The following is a 16,429-nucleotide window of genomic DNA, read 5'->3' as shown; positions in this document are numbered from 1 at the left end:
TTAATAAACGTTTGTTTAAAAACAAAAAAGCCGTGCGCTCACAGCGTCACGGCTCTTTTTACATCGGCTGATACAGGTCCCAGCCGATTTTTAACGTTTCTACGATATAATCGGCTATTTCTTCCGGTTCCAGATTATCCGTCGCCACTTTTGAATTATGTTTATCATAGATGCTTTGGCGCTCGTTAAAGAGCTGCTGCATTTCATCCATGGAACGGTTATGCAGAACGGGACGGCTTTCAATCAGCAGATCAGCCCGCTGCTTCCAATTCTCCCATGATAAATCAAGATGGAGCACGAGACAGTTTTCAAGGCAGCACTGTCTGATTTCCTCTTGTTTAAACGAACCGCCCCCAAGAGACACGATCTTGAATTTCGTATTGCGGCAGATATCTAATATATAGTCCTTTTCAGTCTGACGGAAAAAGGCTTCACCTTTTTTCTCAAACATTTCAGGGATGGACATATTGAAATCTTTCTCAATCTGCAGATCAATATCAATGAAGTCTCTGTATAATTTCTTAGCGACCAGCTGGCCGATTGTTGTCTTTCCGACACCCATGAATCCGATCAGTACGATATTTCTTTCTCTTACGGGAATGGCACGTTTTGCGTTCATCTTCGGCGAAATCCTCCTAAGAAATGAAAAAGTTATGTTTATTATATGATAACTCAATATTGAAATATAGAGATAATGCAATGAAAGAAAACCCATCCTTTATAAGAAGAGATGAGTTTTTCTTTCTATCGGAGCGTAATGCGTTCCACCTTTCCGACAATGAAAATATAAGAAAATGCCCCGATAAATGCGACAGCGCCGACAAACAGAATCGCTCCGTTATATGAACCGGTCGCAGAGACGATAAACCCGATGATAAGCGGGGTGATAATACCGGCCATATTGGCAAAAAAGTTAAACACGCCTCCTGCCAATCCGATTGTTTCGCTTGGCGCCACCTCACTCAGCATCGTCCAGGATATATTGGACATGCCCTGCGCAAAAGAAGCAATGGATAAGATCGTCAAAACCGCAGGAGCAGAATCCGTAACATTCGCGAGCACGATGGAGCCTGTCAGCAGAAGACCGAGGATGACGGGCGTTTTCCGGGCAACGTTCACCGACACGCCCCGTTTCATCATTCCGTCAGACCAATATCCGCCGAACAATACGCCGAAAAAGGCAGCGATATACGGAATTGATGCGGCGAAGCCGACTTTTAAGAAAGCCATGTGCTTTGCCTCCGCCAGATAAGTCGGAAACCATGTCAAAAAGAAGAACAGCGTGGAGGCTACGGCGAACTGGCCGATATACAAGCCGACAAGCTTGCGGTATTTAAGAAGCTGGACGAAATCCGGCCACGTGATCCTGCCGGCTGATTCTGACACCTCTGTCAGTCCGCCGCCTTCTCTAATATAATCAAGCTCCTCCCGGTTCACTTTCCGGCACCGATTCGGCTCGTGATACATTTTGAACCAGAAAATGGAGAAAACAAGCCCGAGCACCCCTGAGGAAATAAAGACGGCGCGCCAGTCAAATGCCGTTAACACCCAGAATAAAACCGGTGTGGCGAACGCCAGCCCCACATATTCCCCCGCCGTATAAGCACCCGTCGCAAAGGCGCGTTCCCGCCTTGGAAACCATGTCGTGACAATCCGGTTGTTTGCCGGAAACGCAGGCGATTCAGCCAGCCCGATCATCAGGCGGCAGCCGAATAAAAATCCGAAACTGGCCGCAAAAGCCTGCACTCCGGTGAAAACAGACCAGATCAATAAAGAAACGCCGTACGTCCGTTTTGACCCGAATTTGTCCAAAATGAGCCCGCCGGGAATCTGCATTCCCGTATAAGTCCAGCTGAATGCGGAAAAGACGACGCCCAAAAGCGCGGGGCTTATGTTCAGCGATGTCTGAATGGACGGGGCGGCGATAGATACACTGGCACGGTCTATATAATTAATCGCAGTGATAAAAAACAAAAGAATCAGTATCACATAACGAGCGCGAGTCGGTTTATTGCGGACGGGACTGAAGTCCGTCAGCTCCGTTTCATTTTTCAATGGCTTCTCCCCCCTTACTCGAATGAAATTAATTGTACAACACTTCGGTCAATTATTTAATACTTTGACGCAAAAAAGCGCTAAACAATTTGTGTGCCGCACTGACCTGATGCAGACACACCCCGCTTATAAAAGTGTCTGCCCTTTTCACCTGTTTATCCGTATCACACCCGGGGAAAAAGTACACATATGATAGACAGTTACAGGAGGATTACCGATGAAACTGAGTTTTTGCACGACAGGATTTAAAAAAAAGCATATTTTCGACATCATTTCTTTCTCGAAGGAGCACTCCTTTGACGGAATCGAACTGTGGTACGGACACGCTAAACAATATATAGAGGAAATCGGCCCGCTCGACAGGCTTGATCAGCAGCTTCAGGAGGAAGGCATCGGGGTGCCTGCCGTCAGTTTGTACACTGACTTCGCCACTCAGGATGAAAGGCAGGCGTTAAAGGATGTTCAAAGGGCATTAAGCGCGGCACGACAGCTGCACAGTCCCTTGATCAGAGTCTTTGCCGGCAATCTTCCTTCGCATCGGACGTCACCGGAAAAGTGGCAGCGTGCGGTTGATCAATTTCAGCAGGCGGCACGGCTCGCAGATGACTATGAAGTCGATATCGGGCTTGAGATTCATTACGACACGTACGCGGATACACCGGAGGCGGCGCTGGCATTTTTGGAGGGTGTCGGACATCCGCGGGTCCGCACCATTTTTGACGGCTCCAACCTACACGTCAATCACGTTGACCAAATGCCCGCTTTAGAAAAACTGTATCATACCGTCAGCCACATTCATCTCAAAAACTATCACTGGAATTTTGACAACTGGTATCTCAGCAAGCCAACTCCGATTTTTCAAGGAGATCTCGATCAAAAAGCATTTTTAAAAGAGCTGATGAACAGACAATATGACGGTTTTGTTTCTCTTGAGTATTTTGGAGAACATGCCTTTACGCATATAAAGGAATCGCTCCGCGAATATACGTCTGTTTTTTCCCGCTGACTCTTCGATCGAAGGGTCTTTTTTTGTATCATATAGAAAAAGGGGGATACATGATGATCATTTGGATAAATGGGGCTTTCGGTTCCGGAAAAACACAAACAGCGTTTGAACTGCACAGAAGACTGAAACCGTCTTACGTATATGATCCTGAAAAGATGGGGTTTGCGATGCGTTCGATGATACCGCCGGATATCGCTGAAGATGACTTTCAAAGCTACCCTCTGTGGCGGGAATTCAATTACAGCATGCTTTCCTATTTGTCAGATACATATCAGGGCATCATCATTGTGCCCATGACCATTACGAACGATCAATACTTCCATGACATGATCAGCAGACTGAGACAGGATGGCCGGACCATTCACCACTTTACCCTGCTGGCTTCAAAGGAAACATTGCTGAAACGCCTGCGCACCAGAGCGGAAGGAAAAAACTCCTGGGCCGCAAAACAAATCGACCGCTGCATCAACAGCCTGTCTGACAGCCTCTTCACAGAACATCTCCATACAGACCAAATGTCTATTCAGCAGGTCGCAGAAACGATCGCTGCCCAAGCAAATCTGCCTCTTGAGCCTGATTCGAGAGGCAGCCTTCGAAGATTCACCGACAGATTGATGGTGAAGCTGAATCATATCCGCATCAAATAAAAAAACGTTTTGAAAACATGTCCCTGACCCATGCAAATGGATCAATAAATAAAAAGTCCCTCTGAAGGAATGTTTTTCAAATGAAGAAAAAAATTTTAGAAACATAGAAGGTATTTTATGGATAATCATCTAATTATTAACACTGTAATACATTTCATTTGAAAAGGGAGTGCTCGAAATGAAATTCAAAAAAGTGTTAACCGGTTCTGCGCTGTCTCTTGCCTTACTGATGTCTGCCGCTCCTGCCTTTGCCGCATCACCAACAGCATCCGTGGAAAATAGCCCAATCTCAACGAAAGCAGATGCCGGCATTAATGCCATCAAACTCGTTCAAAGCCCTAACGGCAACTTCGCTGCTTCTTTCGTTTTAGATGGAACAAAGTGGATTTTTAAAAGCAAATACTATGACAGCAGCAAAGGGTATTGGGTAGGGATTTATGAAAGTGTAGATAAATAAAAATGAAATAAACAAAAAACCTCCCTTTCAAAAGGGAGGTTTTTTCATTCTATTTCCACCAATCATCAAACATTGATGCCGGCACCTGGCGCTTATGCTCCGTACTGAGGTAGCGTTTTTCCAGCGCCTCAATCACTTCGGAAGAAACGTCCTTGCCTTCTAAATAATCATCAATGTCATTGTATGTGATGCCCAGTTCGGTCTCATCAGTCTGCTGCGGTTTTTCATCAAGCAGATCGGCCGTCGGTAATTTCAAATACAGGCGTTCCGGCGCGCCGAGCTCTTCTAATAAACGTCTGCCCTGGCGTTTCGTTAATCCGGTCAGCGGCAGCAGATCAGCTCCGCCGTCACCGTATTTCGTGAAGAAACCGGTCACCGCCTCGGCCGCATGGTCGGTTCCGATGACAAGCAGCCCCTCTTGTCCGCCAATGGCATATTGAGCGATCATTCTCATTCTGGCCTTTACATTTCCTTTGTTAAAGTCAGACAGCTGATCGCCCGTGTCTTTTTTGTACTGATCGGCGAACGCGCTGACAGCGGACTTAATATCAAACGTCCAAGATTTATCAGGCTTAATGAATTTGAGCGCCATTTGGGCGTCATCCTCATCCTGCTGTGTGCCGTGCGGAAGGCGGACGGCGATAAATTCAGCGTTTCCGCCTTCTTCTCTGATGCTTTCAGCCGCCAATTGGGCGAGGCGTCCCGCAAGCGTGGAATCCTGCCCCCCGCTGATGCCGAGCACAAAGCCTTTGGCACCTGTTTTTTTCAAATATTGTTTCAGAAAGTTCACTCTGTCCTCAATTTCTTGTTTCGGATCAATTGAGGGCTTTACATGGAGATCATTCATAATTTGTTTCTGGATGCTCATCCCAATCACTCCTCCTGCATTGTTTCTTTATGATTCATTTCCCGTTCATGCTGAAAATGAATCATGCCACTATGTACGACTCTCTGTTAAATATAGCACAGGTGCGGATTTTAAGTGAATCAAATACACCGGGATCAGCTGATTTCCACCCGCAGCGCCGTGATGCTGTCTCCGTTGCATTTTCCTTTTTCGATCGGACAGGATGAAAACGCGACGAGGAGATCCATTTCCGCACGGAGCCGTACATAATCACCCGCGTCAGAAAGAGGCGTTTCGACTGATAAGTTCCCCTTCTCATCGAGCACCGTGTTCATAAAGATGGCAAATGGGTAATGCATATGCGGCCGCGGCACCCCGAACGGCTCAAGCGCCCCGCTCATATTGTCATAGCACGTATCCTGGAGCTCGTCTTTATGCTTTCCGTATAAAAGCCTGTTCATATCCGGACGGCAGGCGGGAAGCAGCAGGTCATGCTTGCCGACTGTATCCTCAATCAGCGTCAGCATCGGCTTGTATAAATTCGAATAAATATGATCACCCGTTTTTACATGAATGGACTGGTTGGCATCAATCGTCGCGCCCTGATCAAGATGTTCATAAAAGTCCTTGGCATGATACGCCGTGAAGTCAGCCACCTGCTGTCCTTCCACATCGACAACTTTTATAATCTGCCCTTTGTGAACCTTTAGACCAAGCCCTTTTTTCGGCGGTACGATAAATTGCTGTGTCATCAGACTGCTCCTTTTTTTCTTCTATTATGAACTCCGGCCGTTTGTTTCATGTAAAGCAATTTATTGGATGTATATTCCCCTTCTGACGGCCGCAATCTAAGCTTTGATAAAGGGGTTGAACTTCATGAGTAAATCACAGGACCAGCCTAAAGGAAATCTCGCTTGGTGGCAGCTCTCCTTAATCGGCGTCGGCTGCACAATCGGGACGGGCTTTTTTCTCGGGTCCAGCATCGCTATTGTCAAAAGCGGATATTCCGCGCTGATCTCATTTCTTATTGCCGGGCTTGGCACCTATTTTGTCTTTGAGCAGCTTGCGAAGCTTTCGGCTAAACAGCCCGAAAAGGGGTCTTTTTGCGCTTATGCGAGAAAGGCTTTCGGCACTTGGGCCGGTTTCAGCAACGGATGGGTGTACTGGTCGTCCGAGATGCTGATCACGGGAAGCCAGCTGACAGCGATCTCGCTGTTTACGAAGCATTGGTTTCCGAATGTGCCGCTGTGGATTTTCGCCTCCATCTATGCGGTGCTCGGTCTTTTGATTATATTTACGGGGCTGTCCGTTTTTCAAAAAACGGAAAATGTGCTCGCTGTTGTCAAGACGGCGGCGATTTTTATGTTTATCGTCATCGCCATATTGGCGCTGTGCGGTATATTTTCTCATAAACCGGATGTGCAGGTGCCGAACGAATCAAAGGATTTGTTCCCGCACGGAGCGATGGGGTTATGGACGGGACTGATTTATGCGTTTTACGCCTTCGGAGGAATTGAAGTCTTGGGGCTGATGACCGTACACTTGAAAAAACCGGAGGAAGCCTCAAAATCAGGCCGGCTGATGCTTGCCGTACTTGCGGTCATTTACGTCATTTCTCTCGGCCTGGCGCTGCTGTTAGTGCCGCTGGGCAAATTCACCGAACAGGACAGCCCGTTTATTACATCGCTGAAGGGTTTTCATTTAGATATCATTCTTGATATTTTTAACGGGATTTTTATTATTGCGGGATTTTCCACGCTCGTCGCCTCGCTGTTTGCCGTGACGACATTGCTTTGTACAATGGCCGATGACGGGGATGCGCCGAAATGCTTCAGGTTAAAGGAAAACAAAAAAATCTGCTGGCCTGCGCTCGGATTGACGTTTGCCGGACTCATCGTCTCCATCATCCTGTCACTGGTGCTGCCAAAAAACATATATGAACACATGACAACCGCGGCGGGCCTCATGCTTCTTTATACGTGGCTGTTCATTTTGTTCTCGGGCAAGAAACTGCTCGAAACGACAAAGATGGGAACCGCACAGATTGTTATCGCCCTTGTGCTGATCGTCGCGGCCGTCTCCGGGACGCTGTTTGAGAAATCGAGCCGGCCCGGTTTTCTGGTCAGCCTTTGTTTTCTCGCCGTCATTGCGATCGTGACATGGATCGTACAAAAAAAGCAGGGACACAGCCCTGCCGGATCATAGCTTATTTCGTCGGTTTAAACAGTCTTTTCAAATAAGAAAAGGGACACTTTGACACTTGCGTCTCATCATCACGGAGGAAATATTGCTTCCATTCTAAATTGTCTTTTCCTCCGTACCACCCCAATCGGGGATGAAGAGGGGCTTCATCATACGCCTCTAAGCGTTTTCTGATCAGCCGGCTCATGTTTCGTCCGAACGCGGTTGAATCATTTAATCCTTCGAAAATCCATCTCGGCTGAAACGCCAGCATAAAAAAAGGGAAGCTTCTGCTTTGTCTCGCTTCATGCGCAGGCGTCGCGCACAGAATAAAATACGGCTCGCCGGCAAAGCAGAACTCCCATTTATAATGTTCAGGGTCTTCCGGCATATCTTCCGGCCAGTCATTCGGGTCGCAGCCGCTCAGCCGGTTTAAAAAAGACCAGAACAGCTCTTCATACGCCTCAATGGAATAATGCTCAGCTAAATCCTCAGGCGTATCAAAAATCACAAGCAGCGACGCGTATCTTCCGGTATCCCTTGAGATCTTTCCGTACTCTGACAGCAGCATCCCCACTTCCTCCGGGGTTCCCTCTTCGCGGGGATCACCCGCAAAGGATATCCGGAGCTGATCTGTCAAAAATCCCTGACGTCCGGGAATGCACGGAAACGTATCCGCTTTATCGCCTACTTTTTCTGATAGAAGCTCAAAAGCGATTCTCTGCCAATTTGGCAGATCCAATAACTTTTCCTCAAGGCAACTTTTTGTGTACAGCCCGCTTGCCATCGGCCCACCTCCAGTATCGTCATGATACGTTATGACGGAGATAGGCGATGGGTGACTCTTCTATTTATGAGATGAGCATTTGAATCCCCTGCCATCCGAAATAAAACCCGAAAACGATCAAAGACACACCCGCCGCTCCCGTCAGCCAGCGGAGCGCTTTTTCATGAAGGAGATTTCTGAAAGTGCTCGCGGCGACCGCCATGCAGAAATCCCAGATCAAAATGCCGAGAAGAATGCCGGAGCTGTAAATCAAAAGCTGATTTGCATCGAAGGATTCAGCGGTTTTGGCGAGAATGCTCCCGTATATGCCGAGCCAGAATAAAATGCTCAGCGGATTGGAAAGAGAAATAAAAAATCCCGCGCCGAATGTTTTGTAAAAAGCCGGTTTTCCTTTTCCGCTTCTGACATTCATGGCTTCCCTGATATTTTTTAACGTTTCGACTCCCGTATAGGTCAGCACGAAAAAACCGAAGAGCCACAAAAACGTTTTTACAAAAGGAGCGGTCAAAAATTGAGACAGCCCGAAATAGATCAGAATCATATACAGCCCGTCCGCGGCCATGGCGCCAAGACCGAAAATCCATGCATGCCAAAAGCCGTTTTTGATGCCTTTGTCAATTTGCGCCGCATTGACCGGGCCGACAGGTGCTGACAATGACAGCCCGAGAACGATATAGCTTAAAAAGATGTTCATTGGCTTCCCCCTCATTCATGCAACTTGTACAAGTTATTCATGAATGGGCCGTGCTATGATACATTATTTTAATTTCTCAAGCTCGTCTTCCATCATGTCCGTCGCTTTTCCTAAAAAATCGAATATCAGCTGCAATTCTTCTTCTTTATATTGCCGGCAAAGGCTGATCGTAGACCGGGATAAGGAGCTGAACAATTGTTTCACATTCGCTTTTCCTGCTGTCAGCGGCACGATGATCACCCGCCGTTTGTCTTCGGGGTCTTTTTTCCTCATGACATATCCCGCTTTTTCGAGCCGGTCAATGAGCGCCGTTACCGAACCTGTGCTGAGGCCGGTTTTTTTCCCAAGCTCGCCTGCGGTCATCGGGCCTGCTTCATTTAAGATATCAGCTGATTTCAAATCGGTCGGAAACAGACCGAGAGATTGAGCGGCCGCCTGATGAAAAAGGATCGTCCTTGTGGCCATCTTCCGGAATAACTGTATGGCGGTTTCCTCCGTCTCGCTTCTGGTATTTCTTGTTGACAACTGACAGGCCTCCCTATAAAATCAATTTATCTTGACGATCAAGATAATTTTCGGCAAATCTAATATGATCATAGCAAATTTAATGATCAAAAGTAAGTATGGGAGGAAAAAGCATGGAACAAACAGCCGCGAAGGACGCCTCGACGAAGTTTGTCGTCATCGGTCTTTTGCTGGGCATTTTAATGTCGGCTATGGATAACACAATCGTTGCCACTGCGATGGGAAATATCGTGGCGGACCTCGGAAGTTTCGATAAGTTCGCGTGGGTGACGGCATCATACATGGTAGCCGTTATGGCCGGTATGCCGATTTACGGAAAACTGTCCGATATGTACGGACGCAAGCGTTTCTTTTTATTCGGTCTTATTCTTTTCTTAATCGGATCTGCATTATGCGGAATCGCCCAAACAATGGATCAGCTCATTATTTACCGCGTCATTCAGGGAATCGGGGGAGGCGCGCTGATGCCGATCGCCTTCACGATCATTTTTGATTTATTTCCGCCGGAAAAACGCGGAAAAATGTCGGGCATGTTCGGTGCCGTTTTCGGCCTGTCCAGCGTTCTCGGGCCGCTTTTAGGCGCGCTCATTACCGACTCCATCAGCTGGCACTGGGTGTTTTACATCAACGTGCCGATCGGTATTTTATCATTGTTTTTCATTCTGCGTTATTATAAAGAGTCCCTTGAACACAAGAAGCAGAAAATCGACTGGGCCGGCGCAATCACGCTGGTGGTTTCCATTGTCGGTCTGATGTTCGCTCTTGAGCTCGGCGGAAAAACGTATGATTGGAACTCCGTGCAGATCATCGGTCTGTTCGCTGTATTCGCCGTGTTCTTTATCGCCTTTTTTATTGTGGAAAGAAAAGCGGAAGAACCGATTATCTCATTTTGGATGTTTAAAAACCGTTTATTTGCTACGGCACAGATTCTGGCATTCCTTTACGGAGCCACGTTCGTCATTTTAGCGGTGTTTATCCCGATCTTCGTTCAGGCTGTGTACGGAAGCACCGCGACAAGCGCGGGCTTTATTTTGACGCCGATGATGATCGGTTCTGTTATCGGAAGTATGATCGGCGGAATTTTCCAGACGAAAGTGCGGTTCCGCAATTTAATGCTGATTTCCGTGGTCGCTTTCTTTATCGGAATGCTGCTGCTTTCCAATATGACACCGGATACGGCGCGTACGATGCTGACGGTATTCATGCTGATCTCCGGATTCGGCGTCGGCTTTAACTTCTCACTGCTGCCGGCTGCGTCCATGAACGATCTGGAGCCGCGTTACCGCGGAAGCGCCAACTCAACAAACTCGTTTTTGAGATCATTCGGCATGACGCTCGGTGTGACGATTTTCGGAACCATCCAGACGAATGTGTTTACCAATAAGCTCACAGATTCATTCAGCGGCATGAAAGGAGCGGGCGGCGCGATGCAGAACATCGGAAATCCGCAGGAGATTTTCCAGGCAGGCACGCGCGCTCATATTCCGCCGCACATTCTGGATCGCATTATTGACGCCATGTCGCAAAGCATCACATATGTATTTACGCTTGCGCTGGCGCCGATCGTCATTGCCGCCGTTACCATTTTGTTTATGGGAAAAGCGAGAGTAAAAACCTCTCAGGAAATGGCGAAAAAAGCGAATTAAAAAAAGCAGTACATGGCGTTTGTCATGTACTGCTTTTTTGTTTACTCTGCGAAATGCGGAGCGAGAATATCTTTCAGCACGTTTGCGCTGCGGCTGAATTGAGCCTGTTCTGTTTCATTCAGCTCAAGTTCCGTCACACCTGCGATGCCGTTCCGATTGACGACAGCCGGAACGCCGATAAAGACGTCGTTTACACCGTATTGGCCGTCCAGATATGTGCTGACGGTTAAAATGCTGTTTTCATTACGCAAAATCGCTTTTGTGATGCGGGCGAGGCTCATCGCCACTCCGTAATATGTCGCGCCTTTTTTCTCGATAATATGGTAGGCCGCGTTTTTCACATCGTCAACGATCTGATCCAGCTCGTCCTGTTTGTAAGCTGCATTTTTCTCCAGCAATTGCTGCACCGGCACTCCGCCGATATTGGCGTGACTCCATACAGGAAGCTCGGTATCGCCGTGCTCGCCGATAATGTGGGCGTGTACGTTTTGCGGAGCGGCTCCGAAGTATTCACTCAGCATATAACGGAATCGCGCAGAATCCAGTGTCGTGCCGCTGCCGATGACGCGTTCTTTCGGAAGCCCGCTGAATGTCCATGTCGCATAAGTGAGAATGTCGACCGGGTTTGTGGCAACGAGGAAGATGCCGTCAAATCCGCTTGCCATTACTTCACCGACAATGCTTTTAAAAATGGCGAGATTTTTTTCGACCAGCTCAAGTCTCGTTTCGCCCGGTTTTTGATTGGCCCCTGCACAGATGCACACGATATCGGCATCCTTGCAATCCTCATATGTGCCGTAAGACGTTTTGACCGGATGAGGCGCAAATGCCTTTCCGTGATTTAAATCCATGACATCTCCCATGGCTTTTTCTCTATTTACATCAATGATCACAAGCTCATCTGTGATCCCTTGGTTAATTAACGCAAATGCATAACTGCTTCCAACAAAACCTGCTCCGATTAATGCTACTTTGTTCACTCGTTCGTTCATCATGTATGCTCATCCTCCAGTGTTTCGTGGTGTCTGTTTTTATCTTGTGAAGTATTTCACATTTATATTGTGCAACACTTCACAAACTTTTGCAAGAGAAAAGTTTGATTTTTGGACAAAAAAATATCGATGATGGTTTCCAGATTGTTGACAACATCCTAAAACGGAACCGTTTTAGGATGTTGTCATCTTTTCAGCGTGATTGAAGACGCGCTGTCCCTTTCTCAGAAGCGAGGGTTTGTCGGCACGCTGATGTGATGATGGCCCTATCCATTAATGCGTAAGATAACCATTCAAACCAGAGTTGTTATACAAACCATTCTGCACATAATCAAAGCCGGGCTGGTTCTGTCCGGGCACTTGGGCGCTGCCATTGTTAAAAATCACTTTTGCGTCGGCCGTATCCGCATTCGCAGGCAGCGTCAGCGTGTAAATTCCATCTGCATTCTTAGTCATGGCTTTCCCCGGCCACGATCCGGTTAATTCTATGGCCCCACCTCCATCATGTTTATAGATATAAGCATTTACCTGGCCCCAATGATCCGGATTTTGATAGCCAATGATGTTGGTTTGAGACGGGTCTTTTTTGACAAACGTGTATTCTTGGGTTCTCGATGCACCCTCGCCGTTCGTTCCGGTTAACTTGACGTTGTATGTCGTGCCGATTGGATCTTCTTTCCCGATCGTTAATCGGTCTCCATCCTTAAATGCTGTCTCCTGCCCATTATTGATTTGGTAAACGGCTTTTGCTGTTTTCGCATTTGCACGCAGGGTGACCGTCAGCTGATCATTGAAAGAATGGACTGCCTCTGTTTGGTAATTCTCAAGAAAGACATGAGGCGCATTTCCAATATCATCAGGATAAAGAACAGCCGCGGATCTGGCATTGATCGTACCTGTCAGTTTGCCGTTCGCTACTTGAAATGAACCGGCGCCGGCCCTATTATCATACCTGCCGTCAGGTAATTTCGTTGAAGTATTGATGGTGACAGAAGATGATCCTGCATTTGCCAGCACAACGCCTTTTGAGCCGCGCTGATTCATAAATATTTGATTGTTCCCATTCGGATTTGAGAGTTCCTCAGGCTGCCCGGCCATTTCATTGTGAAATTGGTTGACCGCAGTGATCGCCTGATCTTTAAATAAGGCGCTCCCGCGATCTCCTATTTGACTTTTTCCGGGAAATCTTACACCATTTCCTCCGCCCTCAGGCCTGGAAAAGAAAAGAGGCGTGCTTCCTGAGCGCGAACCAATCACTGCCCAGCCTAAACGAATATCGTCATCACTCATCCATGTAGACTCTTCATCATCATTGGCATACGTATCATGTGATTCCACCCATGTGACTAACTTGTCCGCAGATACATCAGATGCATAATGGGAGATATTCGACACACTCAGATTACGGTTCTTTAAAGCGGATCTGATGGAATGCCCATAGTTAGAAGCCGTCACATTCATATAATTCGCATAAGCAGTATCTCTGGACGCGCTGTCTTGCAGGATTTCTCCGTATTGGAACTCCGCCGATGTATTTGTGATATTCGGCCAAAATTGGCTGCCGTAATTCCCATCATCCGGAAGCTCTATATGCTTGGCGGCATCATAGCGGAACCCGTCTGCTCCGTCATTCAATGCTCTTTCCAAGAAACCTTTCAGGTAGGCTTGCACCTCAGTATTCTGAGTATTCCAATCATACAGCCCAAGCAATGCATTTTGAGTGATGTCCCATCGGTCCGACCAATTTTTAATTTGTGTGTTTCCATGGGTCCAGTTTGGAATACGCTTAATCTCGTCAGAAATCGCGCCATAATCGCTGGTGGTATGATTGACAACCGCATCGACAATGACTTTTACGCCATATTTTTCCGCGGCTGCACACATGTCCTTAAATTCTTGTTCAGTGCCTAAGTAACGGTTGCCGATTTGGTACGATGTCGGCTGATAGAGCCAGTACCAGTTCGACATGCTTTTATCTCCTTGGTTCCCTTCCTTTACTTGGTTAATCGGAGACGTCTGAATGGCTGCATAACCCGCATCACGAATCTCTTTCATATTTTCTGTTAACGTATTGAATGACCAATTCCATGCATGAAGGATGGTCCCGTTTTTGACCGATGAATCGGTCACCTCATTCGATTTGTGTGCAGTTTCAGCGTTTGCAGCCGCCGGGCCTGACAAAACCAAATGAAACAGCAGTAAAAATCCGGCGAATAACGGCAGTAAAGAGGTTTTGAATCGTTTTTTAAACATTTTTGACACTCCTTATTTGATTTTTGAAGACTGACTGCGGAGTCAAAAATTCCTCTTACTCTTTCTTCAGCTTCCTCCTTTCAATTGTTGTGAAGACTGGAGAATTCTGTTAACGCTTACATTTGAACTTATCACACACTCTCTATCAAAGCAACGCGGCAGAGTGAATTCAAATCTTTATTCCTATCAAATAAAAAGACTTTTCTCTTATAAACAAAAAAAGAAACCACCATCAAGATGATTTCTTTTTTATTTCTTTTATCGCTCTTCTGTAAGACAGCTTCACAATGACATACCGAAGCAGAAACAGAATGCCTCCGCAGACGATAAAAAGAAAGATCATTTTCAGCCAAGCAAAGAATGTATGGGGAAACCCCCTGTCGTACATCGTAAGCGCCGCTGCCGCAAAAGTGACTGCAATTGAATCTATCCGCTGCTGCTTCACCCGCTTTTTCAGTTCTTCTTTGGTGTCTATTCTCGGCATGAGCATTCCCGACGCTCCCGCCCTGATACAATAATAAACAATTATAATGAAGAAAACCGCCAAGCTTCCGGCCCATTCCCTAAACGGACAGTTCAGAACAAGTCCGCGTACGATGATATCAAGCAAAGACAGTGTGCCCACAAGCATTCCGACTTCTGACCAAATCATTCGTTCTTTCTCTTTCACACTCTCACTCTTTCCATTCACGTTTGAAAGTCCGTTCCGACGCTGATTCATGACTTCCTCCCGTACTATTAAGAATGGCTTACAACTCCCATTATATCTTGCCGATTCATAATGATAAACCGAAATATCATTGACAAAAATGTTAATAAGGACCCCAATTGATCAGGACGCCTATGCAGATAAACACGAGGCCGATGACAAACCAAATCAGCGCCAGCGGAATCATGAAGCGAAGCCACTTTACGTACGGAATGCCGCTGGCAGCCAGTACGGCCATCAGCACGCCGGAAGTCGGATTGACACAGTTTACGACGCCTTCTCCGAGCATGACCGCTTCAACCGCGACCTGTCTCGTGATGCCCATCAGATCGGCAAGCGGCGCCAAGATCGGAATAAATACGACCGCCTCCCCTGAGCCCGATGAAATCAGAAAATGAAGCAGGGCGCTGGAAATATACATTCCGATTGCGCCTGCCATCGGGCTGAAACCGTGTAGCAGTGACGCAAGTCCATTGACTACCGTATCAAGCAGCTTTCCATGTTCCAGGATAACGGAAATGCTTCTCGCCATTCCGACGATCAGCGCACCATAAACGAGCCCCTGACAGCCTGTAATAAACGTTTTTGCGATATCATTTGCCGCCATTCCCGCAATCAGGCCGGACACGATTGAGATAAAAATGAACACAGCGGCCATCTCTGAATCAGACCAGCCAAGAGTAAGCGCGCCGTATAAAAAGCCGGCAAGCGACAAAGCCGCAACAGCCAGAATCAGTTTATGGCGGACAGTAAACGGGACATGCTTGTCCTCCGGCTCAGAAACCTGCGGGAGTGAACCTGCCGCCGGAAACCAATCGTTCCCCAGCAGACTGGCTTCCTTTGCTTTTCTGAGTTTTCTCGTATACCGATAAATATATAAAATAGATGATAGCAGAAAACAAATGTAGACGGCAATCCGCAGGCCGATGCCGGAAAACAGCGGCAGCTCCGCGATGCTTTGTGATAACCCGAGCGGTGAAGGTGATAAAATCGTCGCGTTAAACCCGGCATAACAGCCGATATAAATGACTGCCGCTCCGGCCACGGCGTCCCATTTCAGCGAACGGGCGACAATCAGGCCGATCGGAATAAAGCCGATCACGGAATTAACGACGATGCCGGTTGTACCGAGGATCGAAAATAGAGATCCGACAATCGCAATAAACAGCAGCTGTTTTGTGCGGAACGTACTGATGACATTATTGATCAATCCATTGATGGCGCCCGTTTTCTCCAAAATCGCAATGGTGCCGCCTGTAAACAGGATTAAAAAAATAATCGGCGCGGAACTTGTCATCCCTTCCTGAATCGCGGTAAAAAAAGCGATCGGGCTGACCGGAGACTGGTTCAAAGAATGATAGCTTCCCGGGACGGCGGACGTCACACTGCCCTTTGTCACCCTGTCAAATTCCCCCGCGGGAACGATGTACGATGCTATCGCGCATAGTAAAGCGGCAATGAACAGCAGCACATAAGCATCAGGCATCACAAACAATTTCTTCTTTTTCAATACAGGTTCGGCCTTGGGAACAGCCATACCATCACCATCCCGCTTTAAATTTATAAACTATTCAGAAAATACAGATATGTGTGCTATATTATATACAGACCGATTGCCTGTTTTCAATAT

16 protein-coding genes are annotated in these 16,429 nt (G+C 47.2%); 5 read left to right on the top strand and 11 right to left on the bottom strand.

Annotation, left to right across the window (positions count from 1 at the left end; genetic code table 11):
* Positions 1-58 precede the first annotated feature (58 nt).
* Both AR442_RS00650 and AR442_RS00645 read right to left on the bottom strand, forming a co-directional pair.
* Entirely contained in the window at positions 59-619 is a 561-nt protein-coding gene (locus tag AR442_RS00650) for a shikimate kinase (protein WP_003156609.1), read from the bottom strand.
* A 125-nt stretch (positions 620-744) separates the two neighbouring features.
* Positions 745-2,055 (bottom strand): MFS transporter, encoded by a 1,311-nt coding sequence (locus tag AR442_RS00645; RefSeq protein ID WP_014416859.1) that lies wholly within the window; start codon positions 2,053-2,055, stop codon positions 745-747.
* Positions 2,056-2,272: 217 nt separating this feature from the next.
* On the opposite strand from AR442_RS00645, the gene AR442_RS00640 reads away from it, so the two are divergent.
* The 3 genes from AR442_RS00640 to AR442_RS00630 all read left to right on the top strand — a co-directional run bounded on the left by AR442_RS00640 (position 2,273) and on the right by AR442_RS00630 (position 4,165).
* Positions 2,273-3,061, top strand: coding sequence for a sugar phosphate isomerase/epimerase family protein (locus AR442_RS00640; protein WP_014416858.1), 789 nt, complete (start codon positions 2,273-2,275; stop codon positions 3,059-3,061).
* A gap of 53 nt (positions 3,062-3,114) precedes the next feature.
* A complete protein-coding gene (tmrB, locus tag AR442_RS00635; protein WP_032863978.1) occupies positions 3,115-3,708 on the top strand; it encodes a tunicamycin resistance ATP-binding TmrB in 594 nt (197 codons plus the stop codon).
* A 178-nt stretch (positions 3,709-3,886) separates the two neighbouring features.
* Entirely contained in the window at positions 3,887-4,165 is a 279-nt protein-coding gene (locus AR442_RS00630; protein ID WP_007609269.1) for an antimicrobial peptide LCI, read from the top strand.
* A gap of 49 nt (positions 4,166-4,214) precedes the next feature.
* Here the strand turns inward: AR442_RS00630 and nadE are convergent, their stop codons facing one another.
* Together nadE and AR442_RS00620 are read right to left on the bottom strand one after the other, a co-directional pair.
* The gene (gene nadE, locus AR442_RS00625; RefSeq protein ID WP_014416856.1) at positions 4,215-5,033 is read right to left on the bottom strand and encodes an ammonia-dependent NAD(+) synthetase; all 819 of its coding nucleotides are present in this window, start codon (positions 5,031-5,033) and stop codon (positions 4,215-4,217) included.
* A 134-nt stretch (positions 5,034-5,167) separates the two neighbouring features.
* A complete protein-coding gene (locus tag AR442_RS00620) occupies positions 5,168-5,764 on the bottom strand; it encodes a DUF1989 domain-containing protein (protein WP_014416855.1) in 597 nt (198 codons plus the stop codon).
* A gap of 124 nt (positions 5,765-5,888) precedes the next feature.
* Here AR442_RS00620 and AR442_RS00615 point away from each other — a divergent pair, with 124 nt between their 5' ends.
* Positions 5,889-7,217, top strand: a complete 1,329-nt coding sequence (locus AR442_RS00615) for an amino acid permease (RefSeq protein ID WP_014416854.1) — start codon at positions 5,889-5,891, stop codon at positions 7,215-7,217.
* 1 nt (position 7,218) lies between these two features.
* Here the strand turns inward: AR442_RS00615 and AR442_RS00610 are convergent, their stop codons facing one another.
* From AR442_RS00610 to AR442_RS00600, 3 genes are all read right to left on the bottom strand, one after another.
* A complete protein-coding gene (locus AR442_RS00610; RefSeq protein ID WP_014416853.1) occupies positions 7,219-7,980 on the bottom strand; it encodes a YqcI/YcgG family protein in 762 nt (253 codons plus the stop codon).
* Between the two features lie 64 nt (positions 7,981-8,044).
* A complete protein-coding gene (locus tag AR442_RS00605; RefSeq protein WP_007409057.1) occupies positions 8,045-8,674 on the bottom strand; it encodes a LysE family translocator in 630 nt (209 codons plus the stop codon).
* Positions 8,675-8,737: 63 nt separating this feature from the next.
* Positions 8,738-9,199, bottom strand: coding sequence for a MarR family transcriptional regulator (locus tag AR442_RS00600; protein ID WP_014416852.1), 462 nt, complete (start codon positions 9,197-9,199; stop codon positions 8,738-8,740).
* Between the two features lie 113 nt (positions 9,200-9,312).
* Between AR442_RS00600 and AR442_RS00595 the strand changes: the two genes are divergently transcribed.
* A complete protein-coding gene (locus AR442_RS00595) occupies positions 9,313-10,845 on the top strand; it encodes an MDR family MFS transporter (protein WP_003156627.1) in 1,533 nt (510 codons plus the stop codon).
* 41 nt (positions 10,846-10,886) lie between these two features.
* Here the strand turns inward: AR442_RS00595 and AR442_RS00590 are convergent, their stop codons facing one another.
* From AR442_RS00590 to AR442_RS00575, 4 genes are all read right to left on the bottom strand, one after another.
* Positions 10,887-11,840: an L-lactate dehydrogenase gene (locus tag AR442_RS00590; RefSeq protein WP_014416851.1), complete on the bottom strand. Its 954-nt coding sequence runs from the start codon at positions 11,838-11,840 to the stop codon at positions 10,887-10,889.
* A 270-nt stretch (positions 11,841-12,110) separates the two neighbouring features.
* The gene (amyE, locus tag AR442_RS00585) at positions 12,111-14,090 is read right to left on the bottom strand and encodes an alpha-amylase (RefSeq protein WP_014416850.1); all 1,980 of its coding nucleotides are present in this window, start codon (positions 14,088-14,090) and stop codon (positions 12,111-12,113) included.
* Between the two features lie 232 nt (positions 14,091-14,322).
* On the bottom strand, positions 14,323-14,811 hold the full coding sequence (locus AR442_RS00580) for a DUF6773 family protein (protein WP_014416849.1): 489 nt from the start codon (positions 14,809-14,811) through the stop codon (positions 14,323-14,325).
* Between the two features lie 91 nt (positions 14,812-14,902).
* Positions 14,903-16,336 (bottom strand): YfcC family protein, encoded by a 1,434-nt coding sequence (locus AR442_RS00575; RefSeq protein ID WP_014416848.1) that lies wholly within the window; start codon positions 16,334-16,336, stop codon positions 14,903-14,905.
* Positions 16,337-16,429: the final 93 nt, after the last annotated feature.

This window comes from Bacillus velezensis, assembly GCF_001461825.1.
Taxonomy (GTDB): Bacteria; Bacillota; Bacilli; order Bacillales; family Bacillaceae; genus Bacillus; species Bacillus velezensis.
This window is presented reverse-complemented; position numbering and strand designations above follow the sequence as displayed.

Bases quoted from the DNA above. Each gene is read 5' to 3' on its own strand.
- AR442_RS00650 (WP_003156609.1), bottom strand. From the start codon at position 619: ATGAACGCAAAACGTGCCATTCCCGTAAGAGAAAGAAATATCGTACTG.
- AR442_RS00640 (WP_014416858.1), top strand. From the start codon at position 2,273: ATGAAACTGAGTTTTTGCACGACAGGATTTAAAAAAAAGCATATTTTC.
- tmrB (WP_032863978.1), top strand. From the start codon at position 3,115: ATGATCATTTGGATAAATGGGGCTTTCGGTTCCGGAAAAACACAAACA.
- AR442_RS00630 (WP_007609269.1), top strand. From the start codon at position 3,887: ATGAAATTCAAAAAAGTGTTAACCGGTTCTGCGCTGTCTCTTGCCTTA.
- nadE (WP_014416856.1), bottom strand. From the start codon at position 5,033: ATGAGCATCCAGAAACAAATTATGAATGATCTCCATGTAAAGCCCTCA.
- AR442_RS00620 (WP_014416855.1), bottom strand. From the start codon at position 5,764: ATGACACAGCAATTTATCGTACCGCCGAAAAAAGGGCTTGGTCTAAAG.
- AR442_RS00615 (WP_014416854.1), top strand. From the start codon at position 5,889: ATGAGTAAATCACAGGACCAGCCTAAAGGAAATCTCGCTTGGTGGCAG.
- AR442_RS00610 (WP_014416853.1), bottom strand. From the start codon at position 7,980: ATGGCAAGCGGGCTGTACACAAAAAGTTGCCTTGAGGAAAAGTTATTG.
- AR442_RS00605 (WP_007409057.1), bottom strand. From the start codon at position 8,674: ATGAACATCTTTTTAAGCTATATCGTTCTCGGGCTGTCATTGTCAGCA.
- AR442_RS00595 (WP_003156627.1), top strand. From the start codon at position 9,313: ATGGAACAAACAGCCGCGAAGGACGCCTCGACGAAGTTTGTCGTCATC.
- AR442_RS00590 (WP_014416851.1), bottom strand. From the start codon at position 11,840: ATGATGAACGAACGAGTGAACAAAGTAGCATTAATCGGAGCAGGTTTT.
- amyE (WP_014416850.1), bottom strand. From the start codon at position 14,090: ATGTTTAAAAAACGATTCAAAACCTCTTTACTGCCGTTATTCGCCGGA.
- AR442_RS00580 (WP_014416849.1), bottom strand. From the start codon at position 14,811: ATGAATCAGCGTCGGAACGGACTTTCAAACGTGAATGGAAAGAGTGAG.
- AR442_RS00575 (WP_014416848.1), bottom strand. From the start codon at position 16,336: ATGGCTGTTCCCAAGGCCGAACCTGTATTGAAAAAGAAGAAATTGTTT.